This window comes from Agromyces sp. NPDC058484, from assembly GCF_042720415.1.
Lineage (GTDB): Bacteria > Actinomycetota > Actinomycetes > Actinomycetales > Microbacteriaceae > Agromyces.
The window spans coordinates 84,786-101,472 of record NZ_JBHXMP010000010.1 but is presented as its reverse complement, the minus strand read 5'-3'; the positions used below and the strand labels follow the sequence as shown (position 1 = coordinate 101,472).

Annotated in this window: 19 protein-coding genes and 1 tRNA gene; 11 read left to right on the top strand and 9 right to left on the bottom strand. The window is 68.8% G+C overall.

From position 1 onward, the window contains the following. The first annotated feature begins 195 nt into the window (after window positions 1-195). The 3 genes from lysS (at window position 196) to cls (ending at window position 3,443) form a co-directional block, all read left to right on the top strand. Entirely contained in the window at window positions 196-1,713 is a 1,518-nt protein-coding gene (lysS, locus tag ACFWN7_RS10185) for a lysine--tRNA ligase (protein ID WP_376938691.1), read from the top strand. An 81-nt stretch (window positions 1,714-1,794) separates the two neighbouring features. Then, window positions 1,795-1,971 (top strand): hypothetical protein, encoded by a 177-nt coding sequence (locus ACFWN7_RS10180; protein WP_376938690.1) that lies wholly within the window; start codon window positions 1,795-1,797, stop codon window positions 1,969-1,971. Then, window positions 1,968-3,443, top strand: a complete 1,476-nt coding sequence (cls, locus tag ACFWN7_RS10175; RefSeq protein WP_376938689.1) for a cardiolipin synthase — start codon at window positions 1,968-1,970, stop codon at window positions 3,441-3,443. The genes ACFWN7_RS10180 and cls overlap by 4 nt, the downstream gene beginning before the upstream one ends. A gap of 37 nt (window positions 3,444-3,480) precedes the next feature. On the opposite strand, the gene ACFWN7_RS10170 is transcribed toward cls, so the two are convergent. Further along, on the bottom strand, window positions 3,481-4,476 hold the full coding sequence (locus ACFWN7_RS10170; protein WP_376938688.1) for a pirin family protein: 996 nt from the start codon (window positions 4,474-4,476) through the stop codon (window positions 3,481-3,483). 113 nt (window positions 4,477-4,589) lie between these two features. Here ACFWN7_RS10170 and ACFWN7_RS10165 point away from each other — a divergent pair, with 113 nt between their 5' ends. After that, window positions 4,590-5,105 (top strand): hypothetical protein, encoded by a 516-nt coding sequence (locus tag ACFWN7_RS10165; protein WP_376938687.1) that lies wholly within the window; start codon window positions 4,590-4,592, stop codon window positions 5,103-5,105. Here ACFWN7_RS10165 and ACFWN7_RS10160 read toward each other — a convergent pair. Next, window positions 5,098-5,355, bottom strand: coding sequence for a helix-turn-helix domain-containing protein (locus ACFWN7_RS10160; protein WP_376938686.1), 258 nt, complete (start codon window positions 5,353-5,355; stop codon window positions 5,098-5,100). The two genes, ACFWN7_RS10165 and ACFWN7_RS10160, sit on opposite strands and share 8 nt — an antisense overlap. After that, entirely contained in the window at window positions 5,355-5,984 is a 630-nt protein-coding gene (locus ACFWN7_RS10155; RefSeq protein WP_376938685.1) for a DUF2975 domain-containing protein, read from the bottom strand. The genes ACFWN7_RS10160 and ACFWN7_RS10155 overlap by 1 nt, the downstream gene beginning before the upstream one ends. Window positions 5,985-6,209: 225 nt before the next feature. Between ACFWN7_RS10155 and ACFWN7_RS10150 the strand changes: the two genes are divergently transcribed. From ACFWN7_RS10150 to ACFWN7_RS10135, 4 genes are all read left to right on the top strand, one after another. Then, window positions 6,210-8,735 carry an ATP-dependent Clp protease ATP-binding subunit gene (locus ACFWN7_RS10150; protein WP_376938684.1) on the top strand — a complete coding sequence of 842 codons (2,526 nt, stop codon included), beginning with the start codon at window positions 6,210-6,212 and terminating at the stop codon, window positions 8,733-8,735. A 187-nt stretch (window positions 8,736-8,922) separates the two neighbouring features. Further along, a complete protein-coding gene (locus ACFWN7_RS10145; RefSeq protein WP_376938683.1) occupies window positions 8,923-9,426 on the top strand; it encodes an amino-acid N-acetyltransferase in 504 nt (167 codons plus the stop codon). A gap of 63 nt (window positions 9,427-9,489) precedes the next feature. Beyond that, window positions 9,490-10,164, top strand: coding sequence for a hypothetical protein (locus tag ACFWN7_RS10140; protein ID WP_376938682.1), 675 nt, complete (start codon window positions 9,490-9,492; stop codon window positions 10,162-10,164). A gap of 68 nt (window positions 10,165-10,232) precedes the next feature. Next, the gene (locus tag ACFWN7_RS10135) at window positions 10,233-10,643 is read left to right on the top strand and encodes a dehydrogenase (protein ID WP_376938681.1); all 411 of its coding nucleotides are present in this window, start codon (window positions 10,233-10,235) and stop codon (window positions 10,641-10,643) included. Window positions 10,644-10,683: 40 nt separating this feature from the next. On the opposite strand, the gene radA is transcribed toward ACFWN7_RS10135, so the two are convergent. Further along, window positions 10,684-12,048, bottom strand: a complete 1,365-nt coding sequence (gene radA / locus ACFWN7_RS10130; protein ID WP_376938680.1) for a DNA repair protein RadA — start codon at window positions 12,046-12,048, stop codon at window positions 10,684-10,686. A 166-nt stretch (window positions 12,049-12,214) separates the two neighbouring features. On the opposite strand from radA, the gene ACFWN7_RS10125 reads away from it, so the two are divergent. Continuing rightward, window positions 12,215-12,685, top strand: coding sequence for a hypothetical protein (locus ACFWN7_RS10125; RefSeq protein WP_376938679.1), 471 nt, complete (start codon window positions 12,215-12,217; stop codon window positions 12,683-12,685). Between the two features lie 39 nt (window positions 12,686-12,724). On the opposite strand, the gene ACFWN7_RS10120 is transcribed toward ACFWN7_RS10125, so the two are convergent. Continuing rightward, a complete protein-coding gene (locus tag ACFWN7_RS10120) occupies window positions 12,725-13,534 on the bottom strand; it encodes an SGNH/GDSL hydrolase family protein (RefSeq protein ID WP_376938678.1) in 810 nt (269 codons plus the stop codon). Window positions 13,535-13,644: 110 nt separating this feature from the next. On the opposite strand from ACFWN7_RS10120, the gene ACFWN7_RS10115 reads away from it, so the two are divergent. Continuing rightward, window positions 13,645-13,734: transfer RNA gene (locus ACFWN7_RS10115), tRNA-Ser, on the top strand. A gap of 65 nt (window positions 13,735-13,799) precedes the next feature. On the opposite strand, the gene ACFWN7_RS10110 is transcribed toward ACFWN7_RS10115, so the two are convergent. The 4 genes from ACFWN7_RS10110 to ACFWN7_RS10095 form a co-directional block, all read right to left on the bottom strand. Continuing rightward, window positions 13,800-14,111: a hypothetical protein gene (locus tag ACFWN7_RS10110; RefSeq protein WP_376938677.1), complete on the bottom strand. Its 312-nt coding sequence runs from the start codon at window positions 14,109-14,111 to the stop codon at window positions 13,800-13,802. Between the two features lie 13 nt (window positions 14,112-14,124). After that, window positions 14,125-14,544: a hypothetical protein gene (locus ACFWN7_RS10105; protein WP_376938676.1), complete on the bottom strand. Its 420-nt coding sequence runs from the start codon at window positions 14,542-14,544 to the stop codon at window positions 14,125-14,127. Between the two features lie 72 nt (window positions 14,545-14,616). Continuing rightward, window positions 14,617-14,994 carry a nuclear transport factor 2 family protein gene (locus ACFWN7_RS10100; RefSeq protein WP_376938675.1) on the bottom strand — a complete coding sequence of 126 codons (378 nt, stop codon included), beginning with the start codon at window positions 14,992-14,994 and terminating at the stop codon, window positions 14,617-14,619. 70 nt (window positions 14,995-15,064) lie between these two features. Then, entirely contained in the window at window positions 15,065-16,123 is a 1,059-nt protein-coding gene (locus tag ACFWN7_RS10095) for a DNA polymerase IV (protein ID WP_376938717.1), read from the bottom strand. 154 nt (window positions 16,124-16,277) lie between these two features. Here ACFWN7_RS10095 and ACFWN7_RS10090 point away from each other — a divergent pair, with 154 nt between their 5' ends. Continuing rightward, window positions 16,278-16,550, top strand: coding sequence for a GlsB/YeaQ/YmgE family stress response membrane protein (locus ACFWN7_RS10090; RefSeq protein WP_376938674.1), 273 nt, complete (start codon window positions 16,278-16,280; stop codon window positions 16,548-16,550). The last annotated feature ends 137 nt before the right edge of the window (window positions 16,551-16,687 follow it).

The following is a 16,687-nucleotide window of genomic DNA, read 5'->3' as shown; positions in this document are numbered from 1 at the left end:
GCGTCGCCGCACGCTTGTGCAGGACCAGAGCAGGATCACCCCTCCAGCACGCGGTGATCCGGCTCTCATCCTGCGTTCGGTGGGCGGGTTGTCGATGCGGTCGACCGCGATCTTCCGGACGCACCGAACGGAGGGCCGGTGAGACCCGGCTGGGTAGGCTGGTGCACGCACGTTTTCCCGAACCGAGAGTGAAGCATGGCCGAGATCACGACTGATGCCGCAGCCGAGCCGACCGCCGAGGAGATCTCAGAGCAGAAGGCCGTGCGCCTCGCCAAGCGCGAGCGGCTGATCGCGGCATCCGACGACCCGGGGCTCGGAGCGTACCCGGTGCGCCTTCCGATCACGACGACGATCCCGAAGGTGCGCGACCGCTTCGTGGGCCTCGGCGTCGATGAGGCGAGCGGCGTCGAGGTCGGACTCGCCGGCCGGGTGGTGTACTCGCGCAACACGGGCAAGCTCTGCTTCGCCACGCTGCAGGCGGGCGATGGCAGCCGCGTGCAGGCGATGGTCTCGCTCGCCGAGGTGGGCGAGGATTCGCTGGCCGAGTGGAAGGAGCTGGTCGACCTCGGCGACCACGTGTTCGTCGCGGGTGAGGTCATCACGAGCCGCCGCGGCGAGCTCTCGGTCATGGTGAACCAGTGGCGCATCGCCTCGAAGGCGATCCTGCCGCTGCCGAACCTCCACAACGAGCTGTCAGAAGAGACGCGCGTGCGTTCGCGGTACCTCGACCTGATCGCCCGCGAGCAGTCGCGCCGCAACGTCATCGATCGCGCGAAGGTCAATGCGAGCCTCCGCCGCACCTTCGACGGGCTCGGGTTCATCGAGGTCGAGACCCCGATGCTGCAGGTCATGCACGGCGGGGCATCCGCTCGGCCCTTCGTCACGCACTCGAACGCATTCGACACCGAGCTCTTCCTGCGCATCGCACCCGAGCTGTACCTGAAGCGGGCCGTCGTGGGCGGCATCGAGCGCGTCTACGAGATCAACCGCAACTTCCGCAACGAAGGCGCCGACTCGACGCACAGCCCCGAGTTCGCGATGCTCGAGGCGTACGAGGCCTACGGCGACTACCACTCGATCGCCGACCTCACGCAGCAGCTGATCCAGGATGCCGCGACCGCGGTGTCGGGCTCGCACGTCGTGACCTGGGCCGACGGCACCGAGTTCGACCTGGGCGGCGACTGGGAGCGCATCTCGATGTACGACTCGCTGTCGGCAGCCGTCGGGGAGCAGATCACCGCCTCGACGCCCATGTCGCGCCTGAAGGAGCTCGCCGACGTGGAGGGCATCGAGATCGACCACCCGCTGCCGGGCAAGTACGTCGAGGAGCTCTGGGAGCACCACGTGAAGGGCTCGCTCGAGCGGCCCACGTTCGTCATGGACTTCCCGCTCGACACGTCGCCCCTCGTGCGCGGGCACCGCTCGATCCCGGGTGTCGTCGAGAAGTGGGACCTCTACGTGCGCGGCTTCGAGCTCGCCACCGGGTACTCCGAGCTCGTCGATCCCGTCGTGCAGCGCGAGCGGTTCGTCGAGCAGGCGAAGCTCGCCGCGGGCGGCGACCCCGAGGCCATGCGCCTCGATGAGGAGTTCCTGCGTGCGCTCGAGTTCGGCATGCCCCCGTCGGGCGGCATGGGCATGGGCATCGACCGCCTGCTCATGGCGCTCACGGGTCTAGGCATCCGCGAGATGATCCTCTTCCCGCTGGTGAAGTAGCTCGCGTTCCGGGTGCGGGCTCGGCGCGTGCGCCTGTTCTCGTGTCGCTTTCCGAGGAAATCACCGTATTCTGGGGGGACTATGGACGAATTCTGGGCGAACGCGATCTGGTCGCTCGCGCCGACGGTGCTCATCGGGCTCATCTTCTGGTTCGTGATGCGCGCGATCATCCGCGCCGACCGCGGTGAGCGCAAGGCGTACGCCCGGATCGAAGCCGAGGAGCGCGCGAAGCTCGGTCGCGAACGCCCCGCCGGATGACGATCGACATCACGGCGACGCAGCTCACCGCCGTCATCGCCGCCGCGATCATCGTCATCGACATCATCATCCGCGTCATCGCGGTCATCGTCGTACCGCGCAACCGTCGGCCCACCGCGGGCATGGCGTGGCTGCTCGCCATCTTCTTCATTCCGATCATCGGGATCTTCGTCTTCTGGCTCATCGGCGATCCCAAGCTCCCCAAGCGGCGCCGCGAGAAGCAGGCCGAGGTCGACGAGTACATCCGGGAATCGACCCACGGCATCGAGCGCGTGAGCGACAGCGACCGTTGGCCGAGGTGGTTCGAGGGGGTCGTGAAACTCAACCGCAACCTGGGCGCGATGCCTCTCATCGGTTCGAACAGCGCAAGGCTCATCGGCGACTATCAGGGCTCGCTCGACTCGATGACCGAGGCGATCGGCCGGGCCGAGCGCTACGTTCACGTCGAGTTCTACATCTTCGCCTACGACCGCACCACCGCGGCGTTCTTCGACGCGCTCGGGGAGGCCGTCGCACGCGGCCTCGAGGTGCGGGTGCTGCTCGACCACATCGCGTCGCTTCGGGTGAAGGGCTATCGGAAGACGCTGAAGCGGCTCAACCGCATGGGCGTGCGCTGGCAGCTCATGCTCCCGGTGCAGCCGCTCCTCGGCAGGTACCAGCGTCCCGACCTGCGCAACCACCGGAAGATCCTCGTGGTCGACGGCGAGGTCGGCTTCCTCGGCTCGCAGAACATCATCGACCGGTCGTACAACAAGCGCGGCAACATCCGACGCGGCCTGAAATGGAAGGAACTCGTGGCCCGTGTCGAGGGCCCGATCGTCTCGGGCCTCGAGGCCATCTTCGCGACGGACTGGTACCTCGAGACGGGCGAGCCGCCCATGCGCGAGATCGTGCCCTTCGGCCAGGAAGGCGAGGCGCAGAACCTCGACTGCCAGGTCGTGCCGAGCGGCCCGGGCTACCAGAACGAGAACAACCTCAAGCTCTTCCTCGCCCTGATGTACGCGGCTCGCGAGCGCATCATCCTCACCAGCCCGTACTTCGTCCCCGACGAGGCCATGCTCCGCGCGATCAGCGGGGCGACGCAGCGTGGTGTCCACGTCGAATTGTTCGTGTCGGAGATCGGCGACCAGGCGCTCGTCTACCATGCGCAGCGCTCGTACTACGAGGCGTTGCTCAGGGCCGGTGTCAGGATCTGGCTCTACCAGGCGCCGTACATCCTGCATTCGAAGCACTTCTCGATCGACGACGATGTCGCGGTGATCGGCTCGAGCAACATGGACATCCGCTCGTTCGAGTTGAACATGGAGGTCTCGCTCCTCGTGCGCGGTGGCTCGTTCGTTCGCGAGATGCGCGCCGTCGAAGACGGCTACCGTCGCGACAGCCGCGAGCTCACGCTCGACGAGTGGATGCGCCAGCCGATGCACTCCACGGTGCTCGACAATCTCGCCCGGCTCACCTCGGCACTGCAGTAGCGCTCGCTGAGATCGTCGAAGCGAGCGGATGCCGCGGCTATCGCCGGGGCTTCAGCCGCACGGTCGGCAGTTCGGGCGCAGGCAGCGCCGACCCGTCGTAGCCGGCCACGGTGCCGAAGCGGCCGTCGGGGTTGTCGTGGCCGATGACGTCGGCCTGCCACTGGCGGCGGAAGTCGGCGATCTCGTCGTGGGTGCGGCCGATGAAGTTCCACCACATCACGATCTCCTCGCCGAACGGGACGCCGCCGAGCAGGATCGCGCGCGCGGGCTCGTCGCCCGCACGAAGGGCCACCCGCCGCCGGCCCGGCCCGAGGTACGCGAGCTCCGACCACGCCACGTCGGTCGCGGCATCCGCCCCATCGGCCTCGACCGTGATCGTTCCGGAGTCGACGAGCACGCCGTGTTCGAAGGCCGGGTCGACCTCGAGCTCCACGAGCCCGCGGGCGGGCAGGTCGACCTGCGCGCCGAGGAGGGGCGAGAACACCGTGACGTCGACCTCGCCCCCCGCGAGGGAGCCGACGAAGACGCGGAGCGTCGCGTCGCCGACCGCGACGGGCGTGGTCTCGGCGTGCTCGAAGAACGGGCCGATCCCGCGCGAGGCGTCGGGCAGCACGGTCCACAGTTGCACGCCGTGCAGCCGCGTCGTCGCCGGCGTCGACACCTCGGAGTGCGAGATGCCGCGACCGGCGGTCATGAGGTTCACCGCGCCGGGGCGCACGAGTTCGTGGCTGCCTGCGCTGTCGCGGTGCTCGATCTCGCCCTCGAACAGCCAGCTCACGGTCTGGAGCCCGGTGTGCGGATGCGGCGGCACGACCATGCCGCCGGACGCCGCGACGTCGTCGGGCCCGTAGTGGTCGACGAAGCACCACGCACCGATGGTCGTGCGGCCGCGCTGGGGCAGGGTACGGCGCACGTGCATCGCCCGGGGCCCGCCGAGCGGCACCTCGCGCGGCGCGAGCACCTGCACGACCGGGCCGGGCGGCCGCTCGGGCGGGCAGAGGAGCTCCACCGGATCGCGTTCCAGGTTGCTCATGACCGGCATGCTACCCGCCGTGCGTGACGGCGCCCAGACGCGCATCGACGCGAGGACCGGGCCGATCGAAGTGGCGCTCCCGTCGCCGCCGAACCGGGCGCTAGCATGGCGGCATGGCTCACTCCGTGCGTGTTCATCGTGCCGGCCTCGCGGTCGTGGCACTGGCCTCCGTCCTCCTGCTCACGGGCTGCAACCCCGGCGGCGGTGCGGCCGAGAGCTACAGCGGGCTGCCCGTTTCCGACAGTGCTGCCGCGGCCGAGGGCGAGGGCGGCGAAGCGGAGGGCGAAGGCGAGAGCGCGGGTCACGCGGGCGACGCGGTGCACATCGACGAGGAGGCGCTCGCCGAGGGGAAGCCGCAGGTCACGTGGTTGAACGAGGGGACGCAGATCGCCCTCGTCATGGGCGGCAGCTCGTCGTGCCCCCCGGTGGGCGAGCAGATCCGCGTGCTCGACGAGGCGGGCGACGGCAACCGGGTCGCGATCGACCTCGTCCAGCGCCCGGAAGATGAGATCTGCACCGCCGACTTCGTGCCGCACACCACGGTGTTCTGGACCCCGACGTACGTGACCACGACCGAGCCCCTCGAGGTCGAGGTCGCCGGCAACACGGTCACCGTCCCGGTCAAGTAGTCGGCGACCCCTGAGCCGCCCCTCTGCGCACCACGAGCAGGTCGCCGACCTCGCAGTCGAGCGCGTCGCAGATCGCCTGCAGGGTCGAGAAGCGGATGGCGCGTGCCCGATCGTTCTTCAACACGCTGAGGTTCACGACGCTCACGCCGACGAGTTCGGCGAGCCGGGTGAGCGTCATGCTGCGTGCCTCGAGGAGTTCGTCGAGCCGGCAGTGGAGATCGGATGCCTCGTCGGGCTCGGCCGGCGCCATCAGACGAGTCCCTCGGTGTCGCGCTGCAGGCGCTCGCCGATCGCGAAGACCGTGCCCATCAGGGCGACGACGAAGGCCGCGAGCACGAGCACGAACGGGTCGAGTGTCATGATGACGTTGTCGAACGTGTGGTCGCTGAGCGCCGCGAAGGCGCCATTCGACGCCATGTTGCCGAAGAACGGCACGGCGAAGTACCCGAGCAGGCCGACGATGCCGGCGGTGGACACCAGCACCGTGTTCGTGCGGGAGAACACGACACCTCGTGCCACATTGCGGCTGAGCCAGATGAGGGCGGCGACGACCGCGACCACGGCCACCACCAGCACGACCTGCTGGATGGCGATCGCCCACACCGACGCGATCGGGAGTTCGGGTACCGTCAGCACCGCGTGGTCGAGTTCGACGGTGACCGGCGCGCCGTCGGGGCCGATCGGCGCCTCGGCGAGCGTGTTCGCGAAGGGGGCGAGCACGGCGACGTCGCGACCCGGCAGCACCTCGATGATGCGGACCACGGCCGTCCACGTGACCCACACGGCGATGGCCGCGCCGGCGGCCATGAAGAGCCAGAGGCTCGCCGCGTCGGCGCGTTTGATCGAATGTGCGGAGGTCGGATGCGACGCTGTGGTCATTGCTGGGATCCTAACGATTATCGATAATAACGATAAACGATACGTTACGGATGCCGCGGCGCGCTGTCAACCGCGAGCGCCGCGCCGCGGCATCCGTCACCGAACGAATCGTCAACCCCTGCCCGCAGCGCTGCGCCCACGGCGAACACACGCCCATGCGGCATCCGCAGTGTTTACGCTCGATGTATCGACGCCCCTCACCAGCGGGGTCGTGAGGAGTAGAGCATGTTCGAGAGATTCACCGACCGAGCCCGTCGGGTGGTCGTCTTGGCACAAGAAGAAGCCAAGATGCTGAACCACAACTACATCGGCACCGAGCACATCCTGCTCGGTCTCATCCACGAGGGTGAGGGCGTCGCCGCCAAGGCGCTCGAGTCGCTCGGAATCTCCCTCGACGCCGTGCGCGAGCAGGTGCAGGACATCATCGGCCAGGGCCAGCAGCAGCCGACAGGGCACATCCCGTTCACGCCGCGGGCGAAGAAGGTGCTCGAGCTCTCGCTCCGCGAGGCGCTGCAGCTCGGCCACAACTACATCGGCACGGAGCACATCCTGCTCGGCCTGATCCGCGAGGGCGAGGGCGTCGCCGCCCAGGTGCTCGTGAAGCTCGGCGCCGACCTCAACCGGGTGCGCCAGCAGGTCATCCAGCTGCTCTCGGGGTACCAGGGCAAGGAGCAGGTGCAGGTCGGCGCGAACGAGCAGACCGGGCAGCAGGGCGGCTCGCAGATCCTCGACCAGTTCGGCCGCAACCTCACGCAGGCCGCGCGCGAATCGAAGCTCGACCCCGTGATCGGGCGCGAGAAGGAGATCGAGCGGGTCATGCAGATCCTCTCCCGCCGATCGAAGAACAACCCCGTGCTCATCGGCGAGCCCGGCGTCGGCAAGACCGCCGTGGTCGAGGGGCTCGCACAGGCCATCGTGAAGAACGAGGTGCCCGAGACCCTGAAGGACAAGCAGCTCTACTCCCTCGACCTCGGCTCGCTCATCGCCGGCAGCCGCTACCGCGGCGACTTCGAGGAGCGGCTGAAGAAGGTCACCAAGGAGATCCGCACCCGCGGCGACATCATCGTCTTCATCGATGAGATCCACACGCTCGTGGGCGCCGGCGCCGCGGAGGGCGCCATCGACGCGGCGTCGATCCTCAAGCCGCTGCTCGCCCGCGGCGAGCTGCAGACCATCGGCGCGACCACGCTCGATGAGTACCGCAAGCACTTCGAGAAGGATGCCGCGCTCGAGCGCCGTTTCCAGCCGATCCAGGTGCAGGAGCCGTCGCTGCCGCACGCGATCAACATCCTCAAGGGCCTGCGCGACCGGTACGAGGCGCACCACAAGGTGTCTATCACCGACGGCGCGATCGTCGCCGCGGCGAACCTCGCCGACCGGTACATCAGCGACCGCTTCCTGCCCGACAAGGCCATCGACCTGATCGACGAGGCCGGCGCGCGGCTGCGCCTGTCGATCCTGTCGTCGCCGCCCGAGCTGCGCGAGTTCGACGAGAAGATCGCCGTCGTGCGCGCCGCGAAGGAGACCGCGATCGAGGAGCAGGACTTCGAGAAGGCCGCATCGCTGCGCGACGAGGAGAAGAACCTGCTCGGCGAGCGCCTGCGCCTCGAGAAGCAGTGGAAGTCGGGCGACGTGAAGACGACCGCGGTCGTCGACGAGGGCCTGATCGCCGAAGTGCTCGCCCAGGCCACCGGCATCCCCGTGTTCAAGCTCACCGAAGAGGAGAGCTCGCGGCTGGTGTTCATGGAGAAGGCGCTGCACGAGCGCGTCATCGGCCAGGAGGAGGCCATCTCGGCACTCTCCAAGACGATCCGCCGCACACGCGCCGGCCTGAAGGACCCGAAGCGCCCCTCGGGCTCGTTCATCTTCGCCGGGCCCACGGGCGTCGGCAAGACCGAGCTCGCGAAGGCCCTCGCCGAGTTCCTCTTCGACGACGAGGCGGCGATGATCTCGCTCGACATGTCGGAGTACGGCGAGAAGCACACGGTCTCGCGCCTGTTCGGCGCCCCTCCCGGATTCGTCGGCTTCGAGGAGGGCGGCCAGCTCACCGAGAAGGTGCGCCGCAAGCCGTTCAGCGTCGTGCTCTTCGACGAGATCGAGAAGGCCCACCCCGACATCTTCAACTCGCTCCTCCAGATCCTGGAGGAGGGCCGGCTCACCGACGGCCAGGGCCGGGTCGTGGACTTCAAGAACACCGTCATCATCATGACCACGAACCTCGGCACGAAGGACATCTCGAGCGGGCCGGTCGGCTTCTCGATCGAGGGCGACACCCGCACGGGCTACGACCTGATGAGCGGCAAGGTGAAGGAGGAGCTGAAGAAGCACTTCAAGCCCGAGTTCCTGAACCGCGTCGACGAGATCATCGTGTTCCCGCAGCTCTCGAAGCCCGAGCTGCTGCAGATCGTCGACCTGTTCATCAAGCGGCTGAGCGAGCGCATGCTCGACCGCGACATGACGGTCGAGCTCACGGTTCCTGCGAAGGAGCGGCTCATCGAGGTCGGCTTCGACCCGGCGCTCGGCGCCCGGCCGCTGCGCCGCGCGGTGCAGCACGAGGTCGAAGACCGCCTGTCGGAGAAGATCCTGCACGGCGAGCTCAACTCGGGCGACCATGTGCACGTCGACTTCAAGGACGGCGAGTTCGTGTTCACCACGACGCAGCGGGCACTGCCCGTCGGCGTCGGCGTGAACACGAGCGCCGCGATCGGCACGGGTCCCACGACGCCGGATCTGGCGGCGTCGGGCCAGTAGCCCCCTCGCGGGACGGACGGCGGATGCTGCGGCATCCGCCGTCCGTCATTCCGCCCCTGACTGTCGCCCTGACGTGCTACCGGATTCGGGGACTCGGGCGACACGCCGGATCGACCGCGACCGTGGTCGGCATGTCGCGCAGAATCCCCGAATCCGGCAACAGGCGAGCGCGCAATACGATGAACGGATGACCGACTTCTCGGTGCGCCCGGCGCGCACGAGCGATGTGCCGAAGATCATCGCGCTCGTGGAGCCGCTGGTGTCGCGACGCATCCTGCTCGGCAAGGAACGCGTCGACCTCTACGGTTCGGTGCAGGAGTTCCGCGTCGCCGAGGCATCCGACGGCCGGCTCATCGGCGCGGGCGCGCTGCACGTCATGTGGGAGGATCTCGGCGAGGTGCGCACGCTCGCGGTCGACGACGCATGGCTCGGCCATGGCGTCGGGCATGCCCTGCTCGAGAGGCTCGAGCACGACGCCCGCGAGCTCGGGCTCAACCGGCTGTTCTGCCTGACGTTCGAGGTCGCGTTCTTCGGGCGGCACGGCTTCGAGGACATGGGGGCCGAGACCGTCGATCCCGACGTGTACGCCGAGCTCGTGCGCTCGCACGACGAGGGTGTCGCGGAGTTCCTCGACCTCGCACGCGTGAAGCAGAACACGCTCGGCAACACGCGCATGCTGAAGCTCCTCTGACCAGGCACCGGCACGCCGAGCGGATGCCGCGGCCGGGCGTCCTCGCGGCCGTACCCTGTGTGCATGTCGATGAACACCGCACCGGCACGGCGGCAGTCGCCGCAGGTGTACCGGCGTCGTCGGCTCCTCGTGCTCCTCGGACTTCTCGCGGTCGCCATCGCGATCGTGCTCGTCATCGTGCGACCCGGGTCGAGCGAAGGCGGTGAGCCGGACGCCGCGGGCGCGACCATACCGTCGGCGTCGCCGGCCCCGACCGACGGTGCCGGCACCGCGCCGACCGTGACCCCGAGCGAGCAGACCTCGATTCCGACCGAGCCCGCCGTCGCCGACGGCGACCCCTGCGCCGAGCGGGACGTCACCGTAGAAGCGGTCACGGACAAGAGCGTCTACGAGGCGGCGGAGCAGCCGCAGCTCTCGGTCACGATCACGAACACGGGCAAGAACGTCTGCGTGCTGAACGCCGGCACGAAGGCGCAGGTGTTCACGATCACGAGCGGCGACGAGGTGTACTGGCTCTCGACCGACTGTCAGTCCGAGCCGATCGACGCCGAGGTGTCGCTCGCCCCGGGCACGCCGATCAGCTCGAGTGTGCCGATCGTCTGGGATCGCACACGCTCGAGCGCCGACACCTGCGATGGCCCACGTGAGGCGGTGCCGGCCGGCGGGGTGTCGTACCACCTGTCGGTCGCGGTCGACGGATTCGAGGCGAATCCGACGAAGCAGTTCCTGCTCTACTGACGTCGGCGGTGCCGACGGCCTCGTCGGGATGGCGGGTCGCCGCGGCATCCGCTCGATACGCTTGAGCCATGGCGCAGCGCAAGAGACCGGGCAAGCCGAACGAACCGGTGGAGTTCCGCTCGCAGGCCCTCGCCGAGGCGCTCGAGCGCCAGGACATCGCGGCGGTGGCGCTCGCGCTCCGGCACGGCAATACGGTCGTGCCCCTCGTGAAGCCCGGGCCGCGCGACAAGCCGCTCGACGGCGGCGAGGTGTGGACGTACCGCGATCCCAAGACCGGGGAGGTGGCCCTGCTGCTCTTCAGCGACGCCGCGAACAAGCCCGCGAACCTGCCGCCCGCGGTGGGGTTGCAGAGCCCGGCCTGGCTGCGGTCGTTCCTGAAGCGCTACGAGTCGACGATCACGACCGTGTTCCTCGACATCGCCGGCCCGCACCCGATGCAGGCGCCCCCGGCCGAGTTGCTGCGGGCGCTCGAGGCGTAGGTACGGACTGATCCGCGCGCGGGCGCTCGAAGCGCCGGCGTCAGAACGCGGCGTCGAGTTCGCGCTCGCGGGCGCTCGACGAGGCGATCATCGCCCGCTCGACGGCGGCGCGCACGCTGCCGGCCTCGACGTCGAGGATCGTCGTGTAGCCCAGGCGGCGCGCCTCGCTGCCGCGCTGCTTCGCCGAGGCGACCGGCCGCACTTCGCCGGCGAGGCTGATCTCGCCGAACGCGGCGAGCTCGTGCGGCACGGCCCGATCGCGCATGGCCGACGCGATCGCGACGGCGATGGCCAGGTCTGCGCCGGGTTCGACGAGTCGCATGCCGCCGACGGTCGACACGTACACGTCGTGCTCGCCGAGCCGGCCGAGGCCCGCACGGCGCTCGAGCACCGCGAGGATCATCGCGACCCGCGACGGGTCGACCCCATTGACGACGCGGCGCGGTTGCGGCGCCTTCGTGGCGACGACGAGCGCCTGCACCTCGACGGGCAGCGCACGCCGGCCTTCGAGCGCGACGGTGACGCACGTGCCGCTCACGGCGTTGCGTGATCGGCTGAGGAAGAGACCGGAGGGATCGGGCACCTCGGCGATGCCGTCGCCGGTCATCTCGAAGCATCCGACCTCGTCGGTGGGCCCGAAGCGGTTCTTGAGGGCGCGCACGAAGCGGAGCGCGGTCTGCCGGTCGCCCTCGAACTGGCACACGATGTCGACGAGGTGCTCGAGCAGGCGGGGGCCGGCGATCGTGCCGTCTTTCGTGACGTGCCCGACGAGGAGCACGGGCAGCTGCCGCTCCTTCGCAATGCGGATGAGGGTGGACGCCACCTCGCGCACCTGGGTCGGCTGGCCGGGCAGCCCGTCGGAGAGGGAGCTCGACACGGTCTGCACCGAGTCGACGATGAGCAGCTCGGGTGAGACCTGGTCGACCTGCCCGAGGATGGTGGCGAGGTCGGTCTCTGCGGCGAGGTACAGCTCGCCGTGCAGCGCACCCGTGCGCCCGGCACGCAGTCGTACCTGCGCGGTCGACTCCTCGGCACTCACGTAGAGCACACGGCGGCCCGTGGATGCCACGCGTGCCGCGACCTCGAGGAGCAGCGTGGACTTGCCGACGCCGGGCTCGCCCGACAGGAGGATCGCGGCCCCCGCGACGATGCCGCCGCCGAGCACCCGGTCGAACTCGAGGATGCCGCTCGGCCGGTGCGCGGCGTCTTCGGTCTGGATCTCGGCGATGGGCCGGGCGGCGCGGGCGAGGCTCGGGGCCACCGCCTGGAGCGTGCGCACGATGCCGGTCGGCTCGGCGACGTCGACGACCGTGCCCCACTGCTGGCACTCGGCGCAGCGGCCCACCCACTTCGCGGTGCTCCACCCGCACTCGGTGCACCTGAACGTGGACGCGGGGCGGGGCATGGGTCGAGGCTAACGCGCGCCGCCGACATCGGGCGAGCGGCACCCCGCGTGCGAGCGGCATGCGCCCCGTGGCATCCGTCGCCGGCGTTGGCAAGGGGCTTCTGCGACGTCGCACGCCGTGCTTGATTGTAAGAGTGCATCGAGCGCGAGAGAGGGGAGTATCGCCATGACCAGCCGGAATCGCTCACGTCTCGGGGCCGTCGTCGTCGGCGTCGCGCTCGCCGTCGGGCTGGGCGGATGCAGCTTCGTGACCGCGCCACCCGTGCCGTTCGACGACCGCGAGGCGGTCGCCGTCGGCACCAACATGGACGTGGGCGAGATCAAGATCCGCAGCCTGCTGCTCGTCACGACAGGCGAGGGGCAGCCCGGGCGCTTCCTTGGCTCGATCTTCAATCCGACGGATGCCGCGGTCGAGGTCACCATCGCCGACGACGACGATTCCGTGACCGTCACCGTGCCCGCTCGCGACGTGCTCGGGTTCGATGAGGAGGAGACCGTCATCGATTCCGTTGCAGAGATACCGGGCTCCTACACTCCCGTGACCGTGACCGCGGAGGGCGTCGAGGTGGAAGACCGGATTCCGGTCGTGGACGGCAGCCTCGACTGGTATCAGCCGTACGTTCCCGGCGGCTCCTGACGAGCGTCCCGCTCAGGCGGATGCCGCGGGCACGCGCCCTCAGGTGCTCGCGCCGGCCGCCACCGTCGCGCACCGCTCGGCGAGCCGTGCCGCGACTGCGGGCCGGAACGCGTCCGCCCACACTCGGTAACCGTGGTCGTTCGGGTGGAACATGTCGCTCGCGAACTCGGTGAGGATGCCGCGCAGGCCTCGGCGTTTCGTGAGCTCGTGCAGCGGCACGACGGTGAGTCCGTGCTCGCGGGCGATGGCACGCAGCATCCGGTTCGCATCGGCGACCTTGCGCTCGTTGTGCCGCAGGTGGAAGCACGGCAGGTCGGCGACGATCGCGTGCGAGGGCAGTTCGGCGAAGATCGAGCGGATGTTGCGCTCGAACGCCGCGGGATTCCAGTCGGCGATGTCGTTCGCACCGATCGCGACCGTGACGAGATCGGGCGCGAGCGCGCGGAATCGGGGAAGCTGGTCGCGCACGGCGAGTTCGGTCGTCGCACCTGAGACGCTGAGATTCACGACCCGGATGCTGCGACCGGATGCCTCGCCGGCGTGCTCGGCGATCAGGCCGACGTAGCTCCGGCCCGGGCTCGAGGCGCCGATGCCCTGCGCAGCGCTGTCGCCGATCGCCACGTAAAGAAGCTCGCCCTCGCCAGTGCCGTGGTCGCGCCACCACTTCGAGTGCACGGGCAGCGTGTCGTTCAGCGTCGATCGTCGTTCGAGCACGCGCTCGCGGAACGGCCGCACACCGAGGCTGCCGAGCACCGTCGACGCCGCCAGCAGCGAGCCGGCGGCGAGCGCGGGCGCCGACGATCGCACCGCGCGGAGCGGTGCGGCAGAGTCGGTACGAACGGCGGTCATGGGGCGAACCTATCCGCGGCCGCTTCGAGGCGGCTGCGCGGCGGCTGGGTGCGCGCTGGGTACGCGCGCTCATTTTGGCCGTTGCGTGCGCGTCGTCTAAGATCGTCCTCGGTACCGTGTCCGAGCGGCCGAAGGTGCAACTCTCGAAAAGTTGTGTGGGTGAAAGCCCACCGTGGGTTCAAATCCCACCGGTACCGCCACGTGAAACGCCCCGCGATCCCAGTACATGAAAGGGATTCGGGGCGTTTCTCTTCGTTCCTGCTCACTACTTCCGACGGAAGTAGTCCTGGATCGAGTAGCCCGACGGGCGGCGAACCGTCTTCTGCTTCTTGCCGAATCCGTACGGCTCCTTCGTGACTGCCGAATCACGGAGCTTGATGTGGACGTATTCGCGAGACTTGGCGTTCGTTCGCCGCGCACGAGATCGGGTCGAACCGGATTGCTTCGACTGACGAAGAAGAGCTTCGACATCGGTGGATCGGACCTTCGATGCTTCGCCTTCGCGGCCCAGGTCGTCGAGGTACTCGGCGCGCAGGTTCAGCAGCGCTTCGACGAGCTCTCGGTCTGCATCACGCACGTTATCGTTCCCCTTACTTCTTCTTCGATTCTCTCACCACTTGATCGATAGCGTCATCGAGAGCGCCTTGGATCAGCTCGTTGTCCTCCTTGGTGAGCCAACCCGCGCCACGCGTGGTGGTGAGGATTCTGATGCCTTCCTGCTTCGTTCGCTTGTTCTTGCTCTCCAGGTAACCGATAGCGGTGGTGTAGCTCAAGAATCCGCGTTGCTGGTCGTGGAACACCTGCGCCTGCTTCTGCTGCTGCTCATGGATCTCGCGGGCCTGCTCCTGCTGCTCTTCGTGCAGCGCCTTCACCTGTTCGTCCTGCTTGCTGAGCCGACGCGATTGAAAGATCCAGGCCATACCCGAAACGACCGCAGCGACGAGTGCGGCAGCAAACGCTCCATCCCACGGAATACCCCACAAGGTGACCTGCTGTGAAGCATGAAGCATAGAAGTGAGGGTAGAGCACCGAGCCGAGGTTGAGACGAACCGACGCGGAGCCGTTCCGATCCGAGTCGACCCTCACTCCACGATCTTCCAGAACGAGTCCTTGCGGGTGATCTTGCCGCCGTCGTCGAATTCGAGCAGGTCGACGCCGCGCACCTCGATCCGCTGACCCGAGGTCGACGTTCCGGTGAGCGTCCACTCCGACACGCCGAACCCATCGCCGACCCAGTGCCGGTCATCGCCGTAGTGCACGTCGGGAATCCCCTCGAATCGCTTCGCGAGCCCGGCCCGCACCTCCGTTTTGCCGGTGAACCGGTCGCCGCGAGGCTTTGCGCCGCGCGGCATGTAGAAGACGCAGTCGTCGGCGAAGTAGCCCATGATGGCATCGAGGTCGTGCTCGTTGAACGCCTCCAGGAACCCCTTCAGCACGTCGCGGGTCAATTTCTCTCCCATGTCGATCGGCTCCTCTCTGTCTCGTTCGACTGTCTCTCTCGGTCGGTGCAGGCGGTCGGTGCGCGGTGATTCACCAGCCGCTGCGCGTCGGCGTGTGCCCATCGCGAGCATCCTCGGGCATGGTCATCTCCGCGCGCAGGCCGAGCAGGCGGATGGGTCGCTCGGGTTCGAGCCGGTCGCGCAGGAGTTGGATCGCCCGCTCCACGACATCGTCTCGATCGAAGGTCTCGGCGATCTTGCGCTGGTAGGTCTTGGTGAAGAACGGGGCATAGCGCACCTTGAGCGTCAACCCGATCACGGGACGCCCCTCGGCGGCGACATCCTCGAGCACCCGGGCGGCCAGCTCCCGAACGGCCTCCTCGACTTGCGACGGTGACGTGAGGTCCTGTTGGAACGTCGTCTCACGGCTGTGGCCGCGGGCGACCCAGGGCGTGTCGTCGACCACCGTTGCCCCGTCGCCGCGGCCGAGCAGGATGTACCACGGACCCATCTTCGGTCCGAACTCGGCCGCGAGAACCGTCGGGTCGGCGGCGGCGAGCTCCGCGACGGTGGTGATGCCGTGCCCGGCCAGGCGCTGGGCGATCTTCGTGCCCACGCCCCACAGGGCGATGGAGGGCCGCTCGCCCATCACGTCCAGCCAGTTCTCGGCCGTGAGCCGGAACACGCCGCGCGGCTTGCCGAATCCCGTGGCGACCTTGGCGCGCACGAGCGTGTCGCCGATACCGATGCTGCAGTGCAGACGGGTGCGCTCGAGCACGGCCCGCTGCACGCGGCGGGCGTACTCCTCGGGGTCGTCGGTTCGCACCCCCACGAAGGCCTCGTCCCAGCCCAGCACCTGCACGGTCGCCCCGGGTTGCGCACGAAGGGTCCCCATGACCTCGTCGGATGCCGCGGAGTATGCCTCCGCGTCGACCGGCAGGATGATGGCGTCAGGGGCCTTGCGCGCGGCGATGCGCAGCGGCATCCCGGAGCCGACGCCGAACTCGCGCGCCTCATAGGAGGCAGTCGAGACAACCGCCCGTTCGGTGGGGTCGCCACGCCCGCCGACGATCACGGGCAGGCCCGCGAGCTCGGGGCGCCGCAGCACCTCGACGGCCGCGACGAACTGGTCGAGGTCGACGTGCAGCACCCACGAGTCGCGAGGTCGGCTCACTCGACCAGTCTGCCCCGCCGGGGCGCCGGAGGAACAGCGCACCTACCGCGATTCCGACACGCGCATCAAGGGGTTGCGGCGAATTCACAGCGTGTGGTTTCGTGAGTCACCCTGAAACGAAGGAGCACCAATGGGTTTCCTCGCATTTCTCATCCTCGGCCTCATCGCGGGGGCCATCGCCAAGCTGATCCTGCCCGGCAAGCAGGGCGGCGGGTGGCTCGTCACGCTGCTGCTCGGCGTCGTGGGCGCGTTCCTCGGCGGCTGGCTCGGCAGCCTCATCTTCGGGGTCGGCCTCGAGGAGTTTTGGGATCTGAGCACCTGGCTGCTGGCGATCGCCGGCGCGATCATCGTGCTGCTCATCTGGGGTCTCATCACGCGCAACCGGAGCCGGTCGGCGACCTGACCGGCATGACCGGATCGGGCGGATGGCGGAACTCCCGTCATCCGCCCGATCGCGTTCCGGGGGCCCGATCGCGTTCCGGTGCACGATCGCGTTCGGGGGCACGTCGAGCCGGGCGCCAGGCGCCGAGGCCCGTCGAC

What these genes read in the sequence shown, in the direction of transcription:
- lysS (WP_376938691.1), top strand. Translation starts at nt 196, where the DNA reads ATGGCCGAGATCACGACTGATGCCGCAGCCGAGCCGACCGCCGAGGAG.
- ACFWN7_RS10180 (WP_376938690.1), top strand. Translation starts at nt 1,795, where the DNA reads ATGGACGAATTCTGGGCGAACGCGATCTGGTCGCTCGCGCCGACGGTG.
- cls (WP_376938689.1), top strand. Translation starts at nt 1,968, where the DNA reads ATGACGATCGACATCACGGCGACGCAGCTCACCGCCGTCATCGCCGCC.
- ACFWN7_RS10170 (WP_376938688.1), bottom strand. Translation starts at nt 4,476, where the DNA reads ATGAGCAACCTGGAACGCGATCCGGTGGAGCTCCTCTGCCCGCCCGAG.
- ACFWN7_RS10165 (WP_376938687.1), top strand. Translation starts at nt 4,590, where the DNA reads ATGGCTCACTCCGTGCGTGTTCATCGTGCCGGCCTCGCGGTCGTGGCA.
- ACFWN7_RS10160 (WP_376938686.1), bottom strand. Translation starts at nt 5,355, where the DNA reads ATGGCGCCGGCCGAGCCCGACGAGGCATCCGATCTCCACTGCCGGCTC.
- ACFWN7_RS10155 (WP_376938685.1), bottom strand. Translation starts at nt 5,984, where the DNA reads ATGACCACAGCGTCGCATCCGACCTCCGCACATTCGATCAAACGCGCC.
- ACFWN7_RS10150 (WP_376938684.1), top strand. Translation starts at nt 6,210, where the DNA reads ATGTTCGAGAGATTCACCGACCGAGCCCGTCGGGTGGTCGTCTTGGCA.
- ACFWN7_RS10145 (WP_376938683.1), top strand. Translation starts at nt 8,923, where the DNA reads ATGACCGACTTCTCGGTGCGCCCGGCGCGCACGAGCGATGTGCCGAAG.
- ACFWN7_RS10140 (WP_376938682.1), top strand. Translation starts at nt 9,490, where the DNA reads ATGTCGATGAACACCGCACCGGCACGGCGGCAGTCGCCGCAGGTGTAC.
- ACFWN7_RS10135 (WP_376938681.1), top strand. Translation starts at nt 10,233, where the DNA reads ATGGCGCAGCGCAAGAGACCGGGCAAGCCGAACGAACCGGTGGAGTTC.
- radA (WP_376938680.1), bottom strand. Translation starts at nt 12,048, where the DNA reads ATGCCCCGCCCCGCGTCCACGTTCAGGTGCACCGAGTGCGGGTGGAGC.
- ACFWN7_RS10125 (WP_376938679.1), top strand. Translation starts at nt 12,215, where the DNA reads ATGACCAGCCGGAATCGCTCACGTCTCGGGGCCGTCGTCGTCGGCGTC.
- ACFWN7_RS10120 (WP_376938678.1), bottom strand. Translation starts at nt 13,534, where the DNA reads ATGACCGCCGTTCGTACCGACTCTGCCGCACCGCTCCGCGCGGTGCGA.
- ACFWN7_RS10105 (WP_376938676.1), bottom strand. Translation starts at nt 14,544, where the DNA reads ATGCTTCATGCTTCACAGCAGGTCACCTTGTGGGGTATTCCGTGGGAT.
- ACFWN7_RS10100 (WP_376938675.1), bottom strand. Translation starts at nt 14,994, where the DNA reads ATGGGAGAGAAATTGACCCGCGACGTGCTGAAGGGGTTCCTGGAGGCG.
- ACFWN7_RS10090 (WP_376938674.1), top strand. Translation starts at nt 16,278, where the DNA reads ATGGGTTTCCTCGCATTTCTCATCCTCGGCCTCATCGCGGGGGCCATC.